An 18,737-nucleotide genomic window follows, 5' to 3' on the forward strand; every position below is an offset into this window, starting at 1 on the left:
GTGCGCCAGCCGAGGAATCCACCATGAATCGCTACAACAGCCTCTACCGGCTGTACGACGAGTTCGACACCGCAACGCTTCGAGAGTACCAGACGCTCGTGGATCTCTTTCCAGCGCTCGGATCGCGTGTCGCGTTGGAACTCTGGCAGGAAATCAGCGACGAACTCGACCAAAATCGCAGGGCAATCCGCCGAGCGTTTCCAGCCGGCGAGACGTTCGCCGACATCGCTGCCCATGCCTCGCGGGATGAGGCGTTTACGGCGTTGGATCTCAACACCAAGTACGGCCAGGCAGTGAACGTCCTGGTGTTGGACGTTGACGAGACGCTCCGGTCGGCGGGTCGTACTGACAACGAGATCCCCCGCGAAACGCTGTATCTGCTCACCCAACTTCAAGAGGAGGGGATTCCGGTCGTCATCTGTACCGGTCAGACCCTAGAGAACGTTAAGGGGTTCATCACCCAGGGATTGGGCAATGAGACCGTCCATTCCGGGCGATTGAGCGTTGTTTACGAGGCGGGTAACGGTGTGTTCACTCCCGGGTACGGGGAAGACACGAAGACGCTGCTGTATGAGGGATTGGACGAAGAGATCAGAGCCGTGTTCGACGGCGTGCGATCGGGAGCGCTTTCGGACGCGCCCGAGCCGATCAAGCGCGGCTGTCACCTCCAAGGCAACGAGTTCAACATCACGCTCAAGCCGAATTTTCAGACGGGGAGCGACCGAGCGGTGTCGGTGATCGACGATGCGTTGTGTCACCTCCTCGATCTGCTCGCTGAGACCGTCGACAGCGTCGACGAGAAGATGACACGTGCGTACTACGCGGCCCGTGATCCCGAAATCCGGGGAGTGCTCGAACGCCATGGCGGTGTTCCTGAGGTCGATCCCTCGACCCTCCCCGAAACGGCCGAATCGATCTTCGAGCGGATCGACATCGCCTATTACAAGGGTGACGCCGCCGAAATGGGGAGCCTAGAGTTAGACAAACCGGCTGGTGTTCGAACGGCGTTCGACGTGCTCGGTCTCGATGATCCGTTCGCGCTCGTGATGGGGGATTCGAAAAGCGATCTCCGCGTCATGGAGTGGGTCGAAGCCAACGACTGTGGGATCGCTGCCGCGCCGGACCACGCCTCTCGCGTCGTCTCCGAGCATGTTCTTAGCACGGACGAACTCGTGTTCGAGCGCAACGACAGCGCCTCCATGTTGCGGATCGTCTACGCTCTCAACCGGATCGCAGGGATCGATTAAGGTTCTAAGATCTCGATCTCGTGGCTGTCGTTCGTTTTCGTGAACGCGTACCGGTTGTCACAGCTTTCGGGATCGCGGTAGTTCTCGGCGTGGCGTTCCATGAGTGTCTTCCAATCGTCCTGAAGATCGTCCGCGCGGACGGCAAGATGGCCCCACGCATCGCCCAACTCGTAGCTGCTCCCGTCGTAGTTGTACGTGAGTTCCACCGACATCGCTTGTTCGGCAGCGTCTGGCTTCATGAAATACAGCGCGAAATCCTCGTTCTCCGAGCGACGAACCAGATCGTAATCGAGCTTTCGTGAATACCACCCGATCGCGGCGTCAGCGTCCTCGACGCGCACCATCGTGTGATCCAATCCCCAGCGAGCGCCCTGCTCGCGCTCGACGATCTCGATCTCGTGGCCGTCGGGATCTTTCACGAACGCGTACTGCCCGCCACAGGAGTCGGGATCTCGATAGTCTTCGACGCCTTCGTCCATCAACTGCTCGTAGGCGTCGTACACGTCGTCGACGCGCACCGCAATGTGGCCCCACGCATCCCCCATCTCATACGTTCGGTCGTCGTGGTTGTACGTGAGTTCTAGCTTCGCCTCCTCCTCGTGGCGGTCGGGCGGCGCGAGATACACGTTGGTGAACGTATCGGCCTCCCACCGGCCCGTTTCCTCGTATCCGAGATGAGTGTTGTACCAATCGAGGGAGGTGTCTAGATCTTCGACGCGCATCATCACGTGATCGAGTACGCCGGTCATACCAGCAGGTATTGGCGGCAAGAATAAAAAGCGTTGTAAAGTCTGAAGCTGACTTCATACGCTCTCGAACGGGAACCGATGACGGAGCGTTCTGCCAGCCCATCGATTGGTCGACATCGGATCAGGACTGTTCGAGTCGTTCCGATGGGAATTACCGTCTCTGTAGGACGGACCGATGACAGTGATTTTACCGACTATAATCCATAAAACATAACATTATGGGAATGAGATCGCCGGACACTGATGGCTGATAGATCAGCAATGGACGATCAAGCTGGAAGCGATCCTGACGGGACTCAACAGACCGGCTGGCTGGCGAGCTACTTCGGGTTCGATAAGCACGGCACGACGCTCACACGGGAGCTTTTGGCCGGACTCACGACGTTTCTGACGATGTCGTACGTCGTGGTCGTGAATCCGGCTGTGTTAGCGGGAGAGTCGGGCGAGAAGCCCGGCATCGTCCTCAACGGCTACACACCGGGCGAGGTCCGCCAGATGCTAGCTGTAGTCACGATTCTCGTGGCCGCGATAGCCATCCTCGTGATGGCGTTCTATGCGAACAGACCGTTCGCCCAAGCCCCTGGATTGGGACTCAACGCCTTTTTCGCCTACACGGTGGTCGGTGCCATGGGTGTCCCTTGGGAAACAGCGTTGGCTGCCGTCGTGACGGAGGGCGTTCTGTTCATCCTGTTAACGCTCGTCGGTGCTCGAAAGTACATCGTTCGATTGTTCCCTACTCCGGTAAAGTTCTCCGTCGGGACAGGTATCGGTCTCTTTTTGGCGGTCATTGGGTTGCAGGAGATGCACGTGGTGGTTGACGATTCCGCAACCCTCGTCACTCTCGGTAACATCGCGTCCGATCCGATCGCACTCCTGTCGGTACTTGGACTAGTCTTCACTCTTATGTTGCATGTGAGACGAGTCAAAGGAGCCATCATCATCGGGATCCTCACGACGACCTTCGCGGGCTATGGCGCTGAAATGGTTGGACTCGTCGGATCGGGTACCCTCACGCCAAAAATCCCCAACCCGACGTACGATATCACGCCGCTTTTGGGCGCGTTCGTCGATGGGTTCGGGAACGTGGATGCCTTCGCGTTCTCGTTGATCGTGTTCACGTTCTTCTTCGTGGATTTTTTCGACACGGCTGGGACGATCACCGGCGTCTCACAGATGGCCGGCTTCCTTGATGAGGACGGGAACCTGCCGGATATCGACAAGCCGTTGATGGCCGACGCGGTCGGAACGACGGTCGGAGGTATGCTCGGTTCCTCGACGGTGACGACGTACATCGAGTCCGCGACGGGCGTTCAGGAAGGCGGTCGAACGGGACTCACGGCACTCGTCGTCGGTGTGCTGTTGTTGGTCTCGCTAGCGATCGTCCCCTTGGCGGCGGCAATACCGCTGTACGCCTCCCACATCGCGCTGGTGGTGGTCGCGCTGATGTTGCTTCGGAACGTGACCGCGATCAACTGGGATCAACTATCACACTCCGTCCCGGCCGGAATGTCCATCATCATCATGCCGCTAACGTACTCGATCGCCTATGGCATCGCAGCGGCGATCATCATCTATCCCGCAATGAAAGTGGCAGAAGGCCAATGGAGAGACGTTCACGCGGGGCAGTGGGCGCTCGCCGCCGTGTTCGTCGTCTACTTCGCCGTCCGGACGAGTGGTGTACTGCAAACGGTCGTGTAAGCACGCCAACCGCGCTCTCCAGCGATTCCATCGCTATATAATCCTATTTACTCCATTCAGATATCGATAGGAAAGTTACTTATACGTCATGTTAATTTTCATGACGTTGGAGTTGGTTATCGCTATCAATGCCTGCAACCGTGTACGCTATTGCTGGTGGGAAGGGGGGTGTCGGAAAGACGACGACTGCAGTTAATCTCGGTGCAACACTTCGAGCGACCGGTCGAGTCGTCGGACTTATCGATGCCGATCTTGCGATGTCCGACTTACAGGGACTCTTGGGTTTCTCCCACGAACCAACCGTCCACGAAGTGCTCGCGGATACGGCATCGATCGCGGAATCGTGTATCAAGCACGTGGTGAACGATGATGGTTCCGGCCGTCTCGATATCTATCCCGGCTCCCCGTCCCTTGAGGACTATGGGAACGCGGATCCGGACCGGCTCGAAGACGTGGTCAAGTCTCTGGCTCCGGATTACGATTCGCTCATCCTCGATACGGGTACCGGACTCACTCGGGACACAGCGATTCCGTTGAAGCTCGCCGATCAAACCATCGTCGTTACGACACCTACTGAAGTCGCCGTTGTCGACGCCCGGAAGACGATCCGCTTTGCAAACCGACTCGGTGGCACGATCAAAGGAGCAGTCGTTTCCCGGACTTGCAACGGTCTCACTGATGGAGAGGTAACAAATAGAATGAACGTATCGCAGATGACGACGATCCCCCCATTCGACGCCTTTCCGCGGGACGTTTTGCGGGCGTATCGCCAGTTAGCCGTTCGACTTCTCGATGGCACGGACACAACAGATCGCGTTCAGAACTGCCCTGCGATGGTTCTCACGCCGGTTGTCCTCACCGAGACCGAAGTCGACGCTGGCGGAGTCGGTGGAACCGCCGGACGGACTCGTGCTCCCCACCCACCGGAGGAGTCCACCGATGCGGATCAGTCACCAGACACCGATGACACGCTGGACGACACCGAAGAGACTGCATCGGACGACGTTCCGGGATGGTTTACGGGAATGGTGAAGTGAACATTCAGCGATCAACTGGGTGAACTCACGAGCGGCCAGTACACCCACCACGCCACGACGACCATGAGCACGACGCCCACGGGCAGCGCCAGATACCCCATTCGACGGGTGCCCCCCGCGAGCAGCGGAAGTTGGCTCACAGCTGTCACGACCAACAGCCCGGTGGTCAACCGGACGTCCTCGATTCCGAATACGCCCCCGACGGCGCTCACGAGCGCCCCCGCATACAGCACCACGCCGATCGGCCACGCACGGAGGAACGGCGCGACCTGTCCGCCTGTGAACCGTAGATACTCGTGAACCAAAACCAGATGTCCGGACTCCACCCCGACCAACCCGAACGGGAACACGAGCGTCACACTCTGTGGAGCCGTGATCACTGTCCACGGGAGCACTCCCAGCACCACAACGACCATCACCCGCTGTCGCGGGTTCATCGCCGGACGATGAGGCGCAACACGTCCTCGTCTTCGAGTTCGTGGTCCAACCCTACCTGTTGCTCGTCGTGTTTCGCACTCGGACCGGACACGCGAGCGAAACGGAATCGGTCGTGGAAGTCACCGCCGAGTTTTTCACACGCATCCTCGACAGTGTCGCCCGCTCGAAGAACGAGCGGCTCCTCGTAATCGACGCCACGCCCGGGTTTGTCCATATACACACGGATCAGCCCGATCGTCTCATAAATGGACTCTTTCAAGCTCTCAAGTCCCTTCTCTTCTTGCGCACTGATGAAGATGGTCTCTTCAGGATCGAGTCCGTGCTCGCGCAGCTCCTTGTTGACGGTGTCGAGATAGTCGCGATCGATGAGATCAGCCTTGTTGACCGCGACGAGCGAGGGAAGATAGATCCGATTGTCCATCAACCCGTCGATCAGCTGATCCACGGAGATTTCCTCGCGTAACGTTACGTCAGCGTTGACGTAGCCGTGTTCGCGGAGCATCTCCGCGATCGTCGACTCGTCGAGTCCGACGTCACCGCTAGTGGTCACGTTGATACCGCCTTTGTGTTTTTTCGTGATGCTCATGCTCGGCGGCTGCTGATCGAGACGGATCTTGTTCGCGTACAGCTCCCCGCTGAGACGAGCGTACTGTTCGATCTCGAACACCGACAGCACGTACAACACCAGATCGGCGGTCCGAACGACAGACAACACCTCTTTGCCACCACCCCGACCGCCAGCTGCCCCCTCGATCAGCCCTGGAACATCGAGCAACTGGATGTTGGCCCCCCTGTATTCGAGCATACCCGGATTCACATCGAGCGTGGTGAATTCGTACGAGCCAGTTTCGCTGTCCGCGTTCGTGAGTGCGTTGAGCAACGTCGATTTCCCCACACTCGGAAATCCGACGAGGGCAACCGTTGCATCTCCGGTTTTTTCGACGGCGTATCCTTCACCGCCACCGGCAGACGAACGGTTTTCAAGCGTCTCCTTTTTCTGTGCGAGCTTAGATTTCAGACGGCCGATGTGGGCCTCGGTAGATTTGTTGTACGGAGTGTTGGCTATTTCTGCTTCAAGCTCCTCGATCTCCTCCTCAAGACCCATCAGCTACCGATCCGAGATGAACGGCGAAAAAACTGTTCGTTGGCCCTGGCGTCGATCGCACACCAGCATCCGCTCGAATCGCCGTTTCTGTGATAATCGCTGTCGATGTCCGTGTTCACACACTCCGATTGGCAAATAATTACACTAATATATAGTTTAGCAAGCTATATATTTCGGATACTGTAATTATGGCGTGTATGGCAACTACTATCTCACAGCTGTGGCAGCGATATCGATCCGTACAGCTCGTCTACCGGATCGCAGCTGCCTTCGTGTTGGGATCGGTCGTTGGGCTTCTCGTCGGACAGCGAGCCACGGTGCTACAACCGCTCGGTGACTTGTTCGTTCGACTGTTGAAGATGATCATCGTTCCGATCGTCGTCTTCACGATCGTGATGGCCTCTCGGCAGCTTTCGCCGTCGAACCTCGGAAAGATCGGGAGCCAAGTGGTCGTCGTGTATCTGTTGACCACGTCGATCGCTATCGCCGTTGGACTGCTCGTCAGCAATTTCTTGGATCCCGGCGTCGGATTACAGCTTGCCGAGGGTTCCGTCTCCCCCGAGGAAGCACCCCCGCTGACAGAGGTGTTGTTGGGTGTCGTTCCCGAGAATCCGATCGGCGCGATGGCCGAGGGGAACATTCTCGGCGTGATCACCTTCTCGTTGGTGTTCGGAATCGGTATGACGGCCGTCCGTGAAGAGGTCGAGGAAGGATCCGACGTCCACAACGGGATCGAGATGCTGTTCGACATCATCGAAGCAGGTGCGGAAGTGATGTTCAAGGTCGTGTGGGGTGTCATGGAGTACGGCGTCATCGGCGTGTTCGCGTTGATGGCTGCGCTGTTTGGCCAGACCGGGGCAGGAGCGATCGTAGACCTGCTCATGCTCGTGGCGACGCTCACAGCGGCGGTCGGGATACAGATCGGAGTGGTTTATCTGCTGCTCATCGTGACCTTGCTGCTCGGCCAGTCGCCGCTTGCCTTCCTCCGTGGTTGCAAGGACGCAATGCTCACCGCGCTCAGCATTCGCTCGTCTACAGGCACGCTTCCAGTGACGATGTCTAACGCTGACGAAAATCTAAAGATCAATGAAGGTATCTACAGCTTCTCGCTGCCCCTCGGAGCGACGATCAACATGGATGGGACGGCGATGTATCTCGGTATCGCGGCCATCTTCACCGCAAACATCGTCGATGTCCATCTGACGATCGCTCAACAGCTGAGCATCCTGCTCACGGCTCTGTTAGCTAGTGTCGGAACGGCTGGCGTCCCCGGTGCGAGCCTCGTTATGATGTCCGTGGTGTTTTCTCAGGTCGGTCTCCCGCTCTCGGCGGTCGCAATGATTGCTGGTATCGATCCGCTGCTCGACCGCCTCCGAACGATGAACAACATTACCGGCGATCTCGCCGTCACGGCACTTGTGGCGAAGTGGAACGACGCGATCGATCTGTCGAGTGGTGCGTGGGACTCCTGACTTGCCCGAACCCCAACGATACGGCGTGTTGTCGTGTTCTATCTCGAAGTGCTTTTATCGTGTGAACGCCTACCATCGGTCCTACATAACCCAATGTCGGCCGGAATATACACAGTCGGAATGGAGTCAAGATTAGGCCGCCTATCATCCGAAAGATTCACTTTAGTGAATCCAGAAACATTCCAATAGTGATTGAACCCTCCGATATCGACGACCGATCGAACGCCGTATGGATAACCGTTCACGCAACGAGGACAGCCCGGAACGATGATCGACATAGATAGCTTTCGTGACAGCACACAGATCATTCTGCCGACAGAAACGTTAGCGGGTCTCCGTTCGGAACTCAACCGACGGTTCGTGCTTTCGTTCGTCGAAGAAGAGACAAAAACGCGGATCATCGGCAGTCCGGTAGAGATTCGGGAGGCAAGCGACTGGCTTACTCGGCAGGGTGTGGCGGTCGCATGAAAATGAAAATGAAAATGAAAAGCCGGTCCGTTAAGCACACGCGATATTCGTATGTTGGTTCGTGTGTCCTCCTCGGTTCATGAACTCGCTGTAACCCTGTCTGTCGAATTATCGATGTCTTGGAGAATCCTTCTTGGCAAGGTTTAAACCGACAAAGGCGGTGGTTCAGGGTATGGCTGGAACGATCGAGGTACTCGTCGCCGGTGGGCAGGCAACGCCTGGCCAACCCCTTGGCCCGGAGCTTGGCCCGACACCGGTCGACGTACAAGCAGTCGTCAGCGACATCAACAACCAGACTGAGGCGTTCGACGGAACCGAGGTCCCCGTTACTGTCTCCTATGAGGACGATGGTAGTTTCGAGATCGATGTCGGTGTCCCACCGACGGCGGCACTGATCAAAGACGAACTCGACTTCGAAACCGGAAGCGGTCGTCCACAATCGGAGTTCGTCGCCGACATTTCCGTCGAACAGTTAAAACAGATCGCGGAGCAAAAACAGTCGGATCTGTTGGCGTACGACACCAAAAGCGCGGCCAAGGAGATCGCGGGTACGTGTGTCTCGCTCGGCGTCACCGTCGATGGAGAGAACGCTCGAACGTTCAAACAACGCCTCGATGACGGTGAGTACGACGACCGCTTCGAGACGGCTAGCGCGTAACCGTAGTCCTTCGATCGCTCCGTCTCGGTCGTCTGCGCCGTGGATGTCCACTTCGACGTGCTTAAGTTCGTGATCGTAGTGGATAGAAGTGAGGCAGGTTACGCGCCTGTTTCACGCCGTAGCAGCCACTGGCGGACTACGGAGGTGAACAATGGCAAATCAGGAATTAGAGAACGCAGTTTCTCGCGCGATCGAGGAAGCTCCACCGCGGAATTTCCGCGAATCGGTAGACCTCGCTATTAATCTGCGCGATCTGGATCTTAATGACCCGAACAACCGCGTCGACGAAGGTGTCGTTCTTCCGCGCGGAACGGGACAAGAGACTCGTATCGTCGTGTTCGCTGAGGGCGAAACAGCCCTTCGTGCCGAAGACGTTGCCGATGAGGTACTCGACAACGACGAGTTGTCAGATCTCGGTGACGATACTGACGCCGCGAAGGACCTCGCCAGCGAGACGGATTTCTTCGTCGCGGAGGCGAGCATGATGCAGGATATCGGTCGGTATCTCGGGACCGTGCTCGGTCCACGAGGGAAGATGCCGACGCCGCTTCAACCCGACGACGACGTCGTCGAAGTCGTGGATCGGATGAAAAACACCGTCCAGCTTCGTAGCGGCGAGCGGCGCACGTTCCACACCCTCGTCGGATCCGCAGAGATGGACCCCGACGATATCGCTGACAACATCGACGTGATCATCCGTCGGTTGGAGGCGGACTTGGAGAAAGGCCCACTCAACATCGATTCGATCTACGTGAAAACGACGATGGGCCCCTCGATGGAGGTGGCCTGAAATGTCCGCTGAACCCAAACACCAAACGGACGTCATTCCGGAGTGGAAACGCGAAGAGGTCGATGCGCTAGCGGCGCTCATCGAGCGCTATGAAAGCATCGGCGTCGTGAACATCGCGGGTATTCCGAGCAAGCAACTCCAGCAGATGCGCCGTGATCTCCACGGCAGTGCCGAACTCCGCGTCAGCCGGAACACGCTGATCAGCCGAGCGCTCGATGAGAGCGACGGCGGATTCGAGGAGCTGACCGATCTCGTGAGCGGACAGGTCGGTCTCATCGGCACTAACGACAACCCGTTTGGACTGTACAAAGAACTCGAGGCGTCGAAAACGCCCGCACCGATCAATCCGGGCGAGGTCGCGCCCAACGACATCGTGATCCCCGAAGGCGATACGGGTATCGACCCGGGACCGTTCGTAGGCGAGTTACAGCAAGTGGGTGCCAACGCTCGCATCGACAGCGGTTCCATTCAGGTCCTCGAAGATTCGACGGTTCTCGATGCCGGCGAGGAAGTGAGCGCTCAGCTCGCAAACGTGTTGAACGAACTCGGCATCGAGCCGAAAGAGGTCGGTCTCGACCTACAGGGAGTCTATTCGGAGGGCGTATTCTTCGAGCCCGAAGAGCTGGCGATCGATGTCGAGGAGTACCGTGCCGACGTACAGGCGGCTGTCGCTGCCGGACGCAATCTCTCGGTCAACGCCGTCTACCCGACGGCCAGAACCGCGGACGCGCTGGTCTCGAAGGCGAGCAACGAGGCGCGCAGCCTCGGCCTGTTCGCTGCGATCGAAAGTCCCGACATCGCGGACGATCTCGTCTCGAAGGCCGACGCACAGATGCGTGCGCTTGCCGCAGCCATCGACGACGAGGAGGCGCTCCCTGAGGAGTTGCGTGGCGTCGATGCGCCTACGGCTACCGAGCCGGCTGAATCCGACGAGGAGTCCCAGGACGAAGCCGAAGCCGAGGCCGAGGCCGAAGACGAGAGCGATGCCGACGACACCGATGACGACGACGATGGTGGTGCCGAAGGACTCGGCGCGATGTTTGGATAGCGGATCGAATCACGACTAACCAACCTATCAACAAACACAACATGGAGTACATTTACGCAGCACTCATCTTGAACGAATCGGACGAAGAGATCACCGAAGACAACGTCACCGACGTACTCGACGCCGCGAACGTGGATGTCGAGGAATCTCGCGTCAAGGCACTCATCGCCGCGCTCGAGGATGTCGACATCGAGGAGGCAGTCGAGCAGGCGGCTGCCGTCCCGGCAGGCGGTGCAGGTGCAGCCGGTGGGGCCGAGGCCGAAGCCGAGGAAGCCGAAGAAGCCGAGGAAGCCGAAGAAGACGAGGCAGCCGAAGAAGCCGAGGAAGAGGAGGACGACGAGGCCAGCGGTGAGGGTCTCGGGCAACTGTTCGGCTGAATCGGATCGACAACGCAGCGGCCTTTTTGTCACGATGGTGTGATGACGAACGTTTAGGTCCGAGACCGCACCGAGCGATTCTAATGGTGGTGGATACCGTAGTGGTCGCCCCGGACCGAACGACTGCGCTGCTAGCGTTCGTGGCAGCGGGGTGTGCGTTCGGGATTGTAAGCGGTCTCGTGCCCGGCTTGCACGCGAACAACATGGCGTTTCTGTTGGCGGCGATTGCGCCCTCGATTCCCGGATCGCCCCCGATCGTCGGGGCTGCGATGGTGGCCGCGGGCGTCGTCCACACGTTTCTCGATATCGCACCGACGCTTGCACTCGGAGTTCCGGATCCAGCAATGGCCGTGAGTGCACTTCCGGGCCACCGGCTCGTGTTGGAGGGTCGGGGGGAAGAGGCGCTGTGTCTGTCGGCGCTGGGAAGTGGGCTGGCGGTGGTGCTTGCGGTTCCGCTGGCAGTTCCGCTCACGGCGGTAATGGTGGCCGCAGACCCCGTTATCACTACCTATCGGTCGCTCCTCCTCGGGGTGATCGTACTGGCGTTGCTCGGGACTGAACGAACGCGCCGGGGGATCGGTGGTGGCGCACTCGTGTTCGCAGCGAGCGCCGGTTTGGGTCTGGTCGCGTTGGACCTTCCGACGAATCCGCCACTAGCGGTTGGAAGCGTTCTCACACCGCTGTTCACGGGATTGTTCGGCGCGCCAGTACTGATCGACGCCATGGACGGAAACGGGATCCCCGAACAACAGGATGCGACCGTCACTCTCTCACATCGGGCCGTCGGTCGTCTCGGTGGTGTCGGAACGCTGTGTGGGGCGGTCGTCGGTTACATTCCCGGTGTTTCGAGCGCCATCGCCGCAACACTCGCCTTGGTTTCTGTTCCCGGTCGATACGGCGCGCGGGGGTTCATCGTGGCCACGAGTGGCGTTAACACTGCCAATACGATTTTCGCACTGTTCGCTCTCGTTTCGCTCGGGACGCCCAGAACCGGCGTATTAGTCGCACTCGAACGAGCGAACGTTCCGATCGACCTTCCCCTCCTGCTCGCCGCAGTCGTGATCGCGGCTGTCATCGGGTTTTCTGCCGTGATTCTGTTTGGCGACGTGTATCTCCGGGTCGTCGGAGCGATCGACTACACGGCGCTTTCGATCGGTGTACTCGGACTGTTGTGTCTCATTTCGTATTTATTCGCCGGTCTTATGGGTATCGGGGTGTTCGCCGCGAGCACCGTCGTTGGACTGTTTCCGGTGTGGCTCAACGTCCAACGCGCCCATTTGATGGGTGTGTTGTTGGGACCGCTGATCCTCGGACTGTAGTCACGCCGGATGTTCGAGTCCCTCAAGCAGCCGATCGATCCGCTGTTGCTCTTCGAGATCGTCGGGATGAACGGCGATCACAGTGATGTAATCGTCTTCATGGGCAAACGATGCGACGTGGATGGTTACCGGTACCGATACCTCCTCGACGACCTGTGCGGTCGCCGTGTAGGTCGAAACCGTGCGTTCCTCGCCGAGCACCGACGCAGTGCGGTTGCCATCGAACTCGGGCGTATCGACGCCCTCGTACGTTCCGAGCAGCTCCTCGATGAGCTGGTTGTTTGACCAGTCACCGATCGGGTTCATAGACTGGCCGCCGATCTCGGCTTTCGGCGTCGAAAGCACTACGAACCGGGTGACAGAGACCTCTGTCCCGGCAAGATCGGTGTTTCGTTCGTATTCGCGCATGTGACTCGTGGCTTCGACTGATCGTTCCTGATCGGCGACGCTCACCGAATTGTTGAACGTGGGCGACTCGTTGCGAGCGAGTTCGTACTCGGTCGAACTCAACGCGTCATCGCTCACGTCGACTGGCTCCGACTCGACCGAATACGGCTCTTCACCGGTGAGAACGTCGAGACAGCCGCTCGTTGCGAGCAGGCAAACAAGGAGAAGCGTGATCGTGGTTTTTGACGTCGGAATCGAATCTCGTATCATAGTCATGAATCGGGTTTCGGTCGCCTCCGATGGCTCGCTGTTCCCAGCACTAGTCCCTGAAGTCACGACGAGCGTGACCATCGAGACGGTGGTCGGAGCTCATCAGATGGTGAGTATGGTAACGATGCTATCGAGCTGGTTAATAACTTGTGGCCGAACGATGTTATCCGTACGTATCACGCATCCGGGAGCCGAAACTCGGGCCCATCGTCGGTGTCCTCGACTTCGACACCGAGTTCCGTAAGCGAATCGCGGAGTGCATCAGCGCGCTCGTAGTTGCCGTTGGCGCGTTCTTCCTCGCGGAGTTCGAGGACAAGCTCGATCGCTTCTGCAGCGACGGTAACGCTTCCCTCGGTGTCGTCCTCGAACGCGAGTCCGAGCACGTGGCCACCGAGGCACTCGAACGCGTCGACTGCGGCTTTGAGGCCCGTGTAGTCGTATTCGCTGTCGTCCGTGTGGCGGTTGACGGCCGTGGCGATGTCGAGCAACGCAGTAAGTGCCTCTCGGGTGTTGAAATCGTCGTCCATCGCCGACTCGAACGATTCGGTTGCATCATCAACGGCAGTACGGAGCTGCTCGTCGTCGACCGTTGCTAGGGCCTCAGCGCTGTCGAGCGCGTCGACTGCACGGTCGTAGGCTCGTTCGAGACGGTCCCACCGTTCGGTTGCCTCATGCAGCGTTGCGTCAGAAAACGTCTGCCGGCTGTTGTAAGCGGTCGACAACAAGAACGTGCGGACGCTGTTCGTGCCGACCGATTCGATCGCTTCCCGAACGGTCGAGAAGTTTCCGAGACTTGAACTCATCTTCTCTTCGCCGGTGTCTAGCAGCCGAACGTGTAGCCAGTAGCGCGCGAACTGCTCGCCGGTCGCCGCCTCACTCTGGGCGATCTCGTTTTCGTGGTGGGGAAACACGAGGTCCTGTCCACCCATGTGGATGTCGATGGTCTCGTCGAGATGGCTCATCGACATTGCCGAGCACTCGATGTGCCACCCCGGTCGGCCTTCGCCCCACGGCGAGTCCCACGTACGACTGGTTTTGGCTGCCGTTTCGGCGTCATGTGCGTCCTCATGACGGTGTGATTCGACCTCATCGGGCGTGACACCTCCTGCCTTCCAGAGCGCGAAATCAGTCGGGTGGCGCTTTTCTGCCCGTTCGTCCTCTGGGCCTTGGGCTTGTAACTCCTCGATCGACTGGTTCGAGAGCGCCCCATAGTCGTCAAAGCGCGTCGTGTCGAAGTACACTGATCCGTTGGATTCGTAGGCGTATCCCCGATCGATCAGTGTTTCGATCAGCTCGACGATCTCCGGGACGTGCTCGCTCACCCGGGGGTACACCTCCGTCCGCTTGAGATTGAGTGACCGCATGTCCTCGATCGTGCGCTCGGTGTAGGTTTGGGCGACCGCTTTCTCCGTCTCACCGAGATCGTTCTCACCGACGCGGGCGACGATCTTCTCGTTCACGTCGGTGAAGTTCTCTACGTGACGCACGTTGTACCCCCGGTAGGAGAGCCACCGGTCGACAACGTCGGCGTGAACCCACAACCGTGCGTGCCCGAGATGGGCAGGGTCGGACGTGGTGAGTCCACAGACGTACAGGAGCACAGTGTCGTCTTCCGACTCGAACGCCTCTTGCTCGCCCGTTAATGTGTTCGATACACGTATCGTCATTACATGCCGGTACCACAGGGGGGCCTTTCAAGCCGTCGGAGCCGTGGGGCTTGTTCTGCTAGCAGGTTTTGTTCGACCGCGAGAGTGGGGCGTTCAAATCGAGAGAACAGGTCGTATCGTAGACTGCCAACTATCCCACCCTGCGGTACGGGACGTCAAGGAAATCGTGGATTTCTCGAATCCAGCAAATCGCGGAGCGATTTGCGTGACCCCATCTCGAATTATACTGATTCGTACTCTCCACGACATCAGTCCTCGTCGTGGATGGAAAATCGACTCGTGCCAACCAGAACGAAGGCGATAACCCTACTCCGTTCGTAGCCGAGGTATGTCTCGCGTCCACGCCCGATCCGGCACCGACACCAAACAGGCGTTGGTCATCGTCGCCCACGGCTCGCATCTGAATCCGGATTCGAGTGCGCCGACGTTCGCTCACGCCGACACCATCCGGGAATCGGGGGCGTTCGACGTGGTTCGAGAGACGTTCTGGAAGGAAGAGCCGTCAGTTCGTGAGGTTCTCCGTATCGTTGAGGCCGATGAGGTGTTCGTGGTTCCGTTGTTTATCAGCGAGGGGTATTTCACCGAGCAGGTGATCCCGCGCGAGCTTCGTCTCGATGGATGGGACGTCTCGGCGTGGGAGTCAGACGGCACCAGCGCCGACCACGCCACCTACGAGGCGGCTGACACCGGGACGACGGTGCATTATTGTGGTCCTGTCGGCACACACGATTCGATGGCCGACGTCATCATCCAGCGCGCTCGGAGCGTGACGGACGATCCGACCGTCGGACCGGGCTTTGGGTTGGCTGTCGTCGGCCATGGCACGGAACGCAACGAGAACAGCGCGAAGGCGATCCACTATCACGCCGATCGCATCCGTGAGCAACACGATTTCGAGGAAGTCCGGGCACTGTTCATGGATGAATCCCCGGAAGTTGACGATATCACCGATCATTTCGAGAGCGAAGACGTCGTGGTCGTTCCCTTGTTCGTCGCTGACGGCTTTCACACACAGGAGGACATCCCGGCGGATATGGGCCTTCCAACCGACGGTCCCGGTGAGTACCCCGTTCCGGGGACAGTCGGGGAGACCCGAATCTGGTACTCCGGGGCCGTGGGGACGGAACCGTTGTTGGCCGACGCGATCCTCGAACGGGCGAGCGATGCCGGAGCAGAGATCAGCGACGCGATCGAACGGGTACGACGATCGACCCGTGAGACCCGCGATGTCGTCGTCGGAGAGCCGTGAGCGATCCGGATCGTGGCTGTTTACCCCGCTCAGGACGGAGTGAACGTATGGAACGACATCCACGACGACGATCACGATGGGTGTGTCGAGCGTGCTCTGACACCCCCATGAGGTGGGTGCTGTGACGGTCTCTCGATCCCACATCGCGGCGCTTCGAGATGCGGCCGACACCGGCGTCTCCTTTGACGGTCTCTCGGTCACTGTCGACGACGGCACCTACACGTTTGCCATCCCCGACGAACGCCATACCGGACTGGACGCTGCCGAACTGGCCGACGTTGCGACAGCCAATAACGCGTACGTTACCAACTGGTATCACTGGACACGGATCGATCGCACGGACAGCGAACAGACGTATCTTCGGTGGCTCGAACACGCCGATGGGCTGGCCGTTCCACAACGGTATGACGCCCTTTCGGAGGGGGGACTCACCCGTCTGTGGGGAGAACTTTCCATCACGACGACGCTCGATAGAGATGAGGCTCAACGCCGATATTCGATCCGTCACGAGAACGATACGAATACGGATCGCGCGGAGTTGGCGGTGTACGACGATCCCCTTGATGCGCGCGAAATCGCGAAACACGACGACGATGGGCATTACCGACCGCTCAAAACCGCCCCGACGCTCCGGACGGGCTGGCTGTTCGCCGACCTGAGCGGTCATGAGCTGCTCCGGACGATCGATTTCCTTTATCCCGCGACGGTTCACAACTGGTATCTCGAACGACACGGTGAACTCGACGTGTCGCATTGGCGAGAGACGGCACAGCGACAGACGGGGATCTACGATCTCATCGAGGAACTCGGCGGTGACCAACTCGAATGGCTCACCGAAGCGTGCTGTGTGGACTCACAGTGTCTCAAGCGCCGGCAGTGGGACGAATCCGACGACGAACCGCTCGATACCCCTCGTGGTGACGGCGTGTTCCCGTGTCGAGAACCGTGCTCGCTCGTCATCGCCGTCGCCCGAAAGTTGACGCTGCTCGAACGGGAACAGCCGCGTGAATACACGTTCGAACTCACGCCAAGCGAGAAAGAGCAGTTGGAAACGCTCATCGACGCCGTGGCGGAGGGACGCACTGAGGAGATCCGGGAAGCCGACACCGATGACGGTGCGAACAGATACCGCGCCAGATATCTCCGCGCAAAACGCTTCGATGAGCACGGACGGCTCTCAGGAGTACCGACATCAGAGGACGACACCGAAAACTGAAACTCCCGCTGCTACTCGTCACCTCCTCGCTGCGCTTCGATCGTTATTCGTGCATCACGGTACCACAGTCGGCGCACATCCAGATGCCATCTGCGTGTGTTTCTTTTATGAGGTAGCTGCCACACTCCGCGCATTCGTGTATCATTGTTCGTATGGGTGCCGCTTTCGGAGCGGATGAGGACTCCGAACTGTCTGCTTGAGGAGATCGTACTCCTCCTCTTTGATTTCTGTTAGTAACGTTACGTCTCCGGTGTGAACGTGAATGAATAGCCGTTCATCCGGACCTTGCAAAACCTCGGCGGTCGTCATCTCTCTCCCTCGATCGTCGTTTCGTTGCTGTTGTGTCGCAAGCTGGACTCACTGTCCATCATTGGTGTCTCGGTCACACCAGCAGTACCTCGACTGACATGATTGCTCCGGTCGTCTCAACACATTGCTGATGTGATCTACAACGATGTGATCTGATATCTTAAATCATACACAAACAGCAACCTCTTCCGCAAAAACGTGTTCGTACCGGTGTTTCCGTCACGATTGCACCATCGACTGTGGTGTCCTGTCGTTGGAGATCTACCGTTCACGCGTTGTTTGTTAGTGTTTTGTCACTAGTGGCTGGATGTTTTTGTTTGATTTGCTACTTGATCGGTGGTGTTGGTTGAGGGCGGATCGTTTGGATGCCTTGGTGGCTGCTGGCACAGTTGAAAGCACTGCTCAAACCCTATGAACGCAGAAACGAACGAGTTTCAATGCCTTCGTCACCGCTGGCACAGTTGAAAGAGGTGGGTCTCTGGGCGAAGCGAAAGAGCAACGCGCGTTTCAATGCCTGAGTTGCCGCTGGCACAGTTGAAAGAGGGGGTGAAAATCCGTGGAGAACTCCAATAAAGCTTTCTCCATCGGTCTCATCGACCGTCCTCTTCGTGGACCCCCCCTGTACACGGACGTTATAAAGGTCCACGAAGGACCAGCACTACTGTCCGGATCCGGTCAGACGAGATCGAACTCGACGCCGTCGGTGACTGCTGTGACTACGGCATCACACAGCTGGCAGTCCGGAGCATTCACCACCTCCTCGCCTGCCGTCTCGACGCCGATGCGAAGCGAGGTCTCACAGCCACACGCCGGACATTCGTCGGTTTTGGCCCAGCAGTAGCGCAGGATCGTCTCTTCGATGTCGTTCTTGAGTACGTCGGTACCTTCAAGGTCGTTTGGATCAGAATCGAACATGGTCTTTGCTTCAGTGGAGACCATTGTCGGGTGGTTCCAGCACCCGGCACCTACACAATCCGTGTGGGGCTTATCTCGTGTTCGGCCTCCGATCTCATCGTTGCCCCGTTATGATATAAAACTCTAGGCCATCGTGTCGATCGTGTCGTTATATTGGTTCGTTAGACCGAATCGGGGGCGATGGCTACCAGTGGCGATGGATACGTGAGCGGTCAGGTTCTCCGGTCGGATGATGGTCGTGACCGCGTGTTGATGGAACTAACGGCTGTCGGGGTGGTGTGATGCTGTTGATTTGGCTCAGTAGAATCCGGAAATCGT

At 58.5% G+C, this 18,737-nt stretch carries 19 protein-coding genes; 12 read left to right on the plus strand and 7 right to left on the minus strand.

All coding sequences use genetic code 11. From position 1 onward, the window contains the following. Positions 1-23: 23 nt before the first annotated feature. The gene (locus MW046_RS10905; RefSeq protein WP_247993132.1) at positions 24-1,247 is read left to right on the plus strand and encodes an HAD family hydrolase; all 1,224 of its coding nucleotides are present in this window, start codon (positions 24-26) and stop codon (positions 1,245-1,247) included. Here the strand turns inward: MW046_RS10905 and MW046_RS10910 are convergent. Further along, complete coding sequence (locus MW046_RS10910) at positions 1,244-1,996, minus strand: VOC family protein (protein WP_247993133.1); 753 nt, start codon at positions 1,994-1,996, stop codon at positions 1,244-1,246. The genes MW046_RS10905 and MW046_RS10910 overlap by 4 nt on opposite strands. Before the next feature lie 261 nt (positions 1,997-2,257). Between MW046_RS10910 and MW046_RS10915 the strand changes: the two genes are divergently transcribed. Together MW046_RS10915 and MW046_RS10920 are read left to right on the plus strand one after the other, a co-directional pair. Further along, entirely contained in the window at positions 2,258-3,694 is a 1,437-nt protein-coding gene (locus MW046_RS10915) for an NCS2 family permease (RefSeq protein ID WP_247994770.1), read from the plus strand. Between the two features lie 128 nt (positions 3,695-3,822). After that, positions 3,823-4,731, plus strand: a complete 909-nt coding sequence (locus tag MW046_RS10920) for a MinD/ParA family ATP-binding protein (RefSeq protein WP_247993134.1) — start codon at positions 3,823-3,825, stop codon at positions 4,729-4,731. A gap of 11 nt (positions 4,732-4,742) precedes the next feature. On the opposite strand, the gene MW046_RS10925 is transcribed toward MW046_RS10920, so the two are convergent. Both MW046_RS10925 and MW046_RS10930 read right to left on the minus strand, forming a co-directional pair. Then, positions 4,743-5,168 carry a TIGR04206 family protein gene (locus MW046_RS10925; RefSeq protein WP_247993135.1) on the minus strand — a complete coding sequence of 142 codons (426 nt, stop codon included), beginning with the start codon at positions 5,166-5,168 and terminating at the stop codon, positions 4,743-4,745. Next, positions 5,165-6,274, minus strand: coding sequence for an OBG GTPase family GTP-binding protein (locus tag MW046_RS10930; protein ID WP_247993136.1), 1,110 nt, complete (start codon positions 6,272-6,274; stop codon positions 5,165-5,167). Before MW046_RS10930 ends, MW046_RS10925 begins: the two co-directional genes overlap by 4 nt. 197 nt (positions 6,275-6,471) lie before the next feature. Here MW046_RS10930 and MW046_RS10935 point away from each other — a divergent pair, with 197 nt between their 5' ends. From MW046_RS10935 to MW046_RS10965, 7 genes are all read left to right on the plus strand, one after another. Then, a complete protein-coding gene (locus tag MW046_RS10935; protein WP_247993137.1) occupies positions 6,472-7,746 on the plus strand; it encodes a dicarboxylate/amino acid:cation symporter in 1,275 nt (424 codons plus the stop codon). Between the two features lie 267 nt (positions 7,747-8,013). Next, positions 8,014-8,214 carry a VNG_1110C family protein gene (locus MW046_RS10940; protein ID WP_247993138.1) on the plus strand — a complete coding sequence of 67 codons (201 nt, stop codon included), beginning with the start codon at positions 8,014-8,016 and terminating at the stop codon, positions 8,212-8,214. Positions 8,215-8,386: 172 nt separating this feature from the next. Then, complete coding sequence (locus MW046_RS10945) at positions 8,387-8,872, plus strand: 50S ribosomal protein L11 (RefSeq protein ID WP_247993139.1); 486 nt, start codon at positions 8,387-8,389, stop codon at positions 8,870-8,872. A 151-nt stretch (positions 8,873-9,023) separates the two neighbouring features. Continuing rightward, positions 9,024-9,662 (plus strand): 50S ribosomal protein L1, encoded by a 639-nt coding sequence (locus tag MW046_RS10950; RefSeq protein ID WP_247993140.1) that lies wholly within the window; start codon positions 9,024-9,026, stop codon positions 9,660-9,662. A gap of 1 nt (position 9,663) precedes the next feature. Next, the gene (locus MW046_RS10955) at positions 9,664-10,710 is read left to right on the plus strand and encodes a 50S ribosomal protein L10 (protein WP_247993141.1); all 1,047 of its coding nucleotides are present in this window, start codon (positions 9,664-9,666) and stop codon (positions 10,708-10,710) included. Positions 10,711-10,751: 41 nt separating this feature from the next. Then, entirely contained in the window at positions 10,752-11,087 is a 336-nt protein-coding gene (gene rpl12p, locus MW046_RS10960; RefSeq protein ID WP_247993142.1) for a 50S ribosomal protein P1, read from the plus strand. Between the two features lie 83 nt (positions 11,088-11,170). Then, complete coding sequence (locus tag MW046_RS10965) at positions 11,171-12,406, plus strand: tripartite tricarboxylate transporter permease (protein ID WP_247993143.1); 1,236 nt, start codon at positions 11,171-11,173, stop codon at positions 12,404-12,406. Here MW046_RS10965 and MW046_RS10970 read toward each other — a convergent pair whose 3' ends face one another. Both MW046_RS10970 and cysS read right to left on the minus strand, forming a co-directional pair. Next, positions 12,407-13,144, minus strand: coding sequence for a DUF6517 family protein (locus MW046_RS10970; RefSeq protein ID WP_247993144.1), 738 nt, complete (start codon positions 13,142-13,144; stop codon positions 12,407-12,409). It lies immediately after the preceding gene. 95 nt (positions 13,145-13,239) lie between these two features. After that, positions 13,240-14,730: a cysteine--tRNA ligase gene (gene cysS / locus MW046_RS10975; protein WP_247993145.1), complete on the minus strand. Its 1,491-nt coding sequence runs from the start codon at positions 14,728-14,730 to the stop codon at positions 13,240-13,242. A 328-nt stretch (positions 14,731-15,058) separates the two neighbouring features. On the opposite strand from cysS, the gene MW046_RS10980 reads away from it, so the two are divergent. After that, entirely contained in the window at positions 15,059-15,979 is a 921-nt protein-coding gene (locus tag MW046_RS10980; RefSeq protein WP_247993146.1) for a CbiX/SirB N-terminal domain-containing protein, read from the plus strand. Between the two features lie 121 nt (positions 15,980-16,100). Further along, entirely contained in the window at positions 16,101-17,195 is a 1,095-nt protein-coding gene (locus MW046_RS10985) for a DR2241 family protein (RefSeq protein ID WP_247993147.1), read from the plus strand. Between the two features lie 141 nt (positions 17,196-17,336). Here MW046_RS10985 and MW046_RS10990 read toward each other — a convergent pair whose 3' ends face one another. Together MW046_RS10990 and MW046_RS10995 are read right to left on the minus strand one after the other, a co-directional pair. Beyond that, positions 17,337-17,504, minus strand: a complete 168-nt coding sequence (locus MW046_RS10990; protein WP_247993148.1) for a hypothetical protein — start codon at positions 17,502-17,504, stop codon at positions 17,337-17,339. A gap of 675 nt (positions 17,505-18,179) precedes the next feature. Beyond that, positions 18,180-18,419 (minus strand): hypothetical protein, encoded by a 240-nt coding sequence (locus MW046_RS10995; RefSeq protein WP_247993149.1) that lies wholly within the window; start codon positions 18,417-18,419, stop codon positions 18,180-18,182. Between the last annotated feature and the right edge of the window lie 318 nt (positions 18,420-18,737).

Origin of the sequence: Halocatena salina (assembly GCF_023115355.1) — an archaeon.
GTDB classification, from domain to species: domain Archaea; phylum Halobacteriota; class Halobacteria; order Halobacteriales; family Haloarculaceae; genus Halocatena; species Halocatena salina.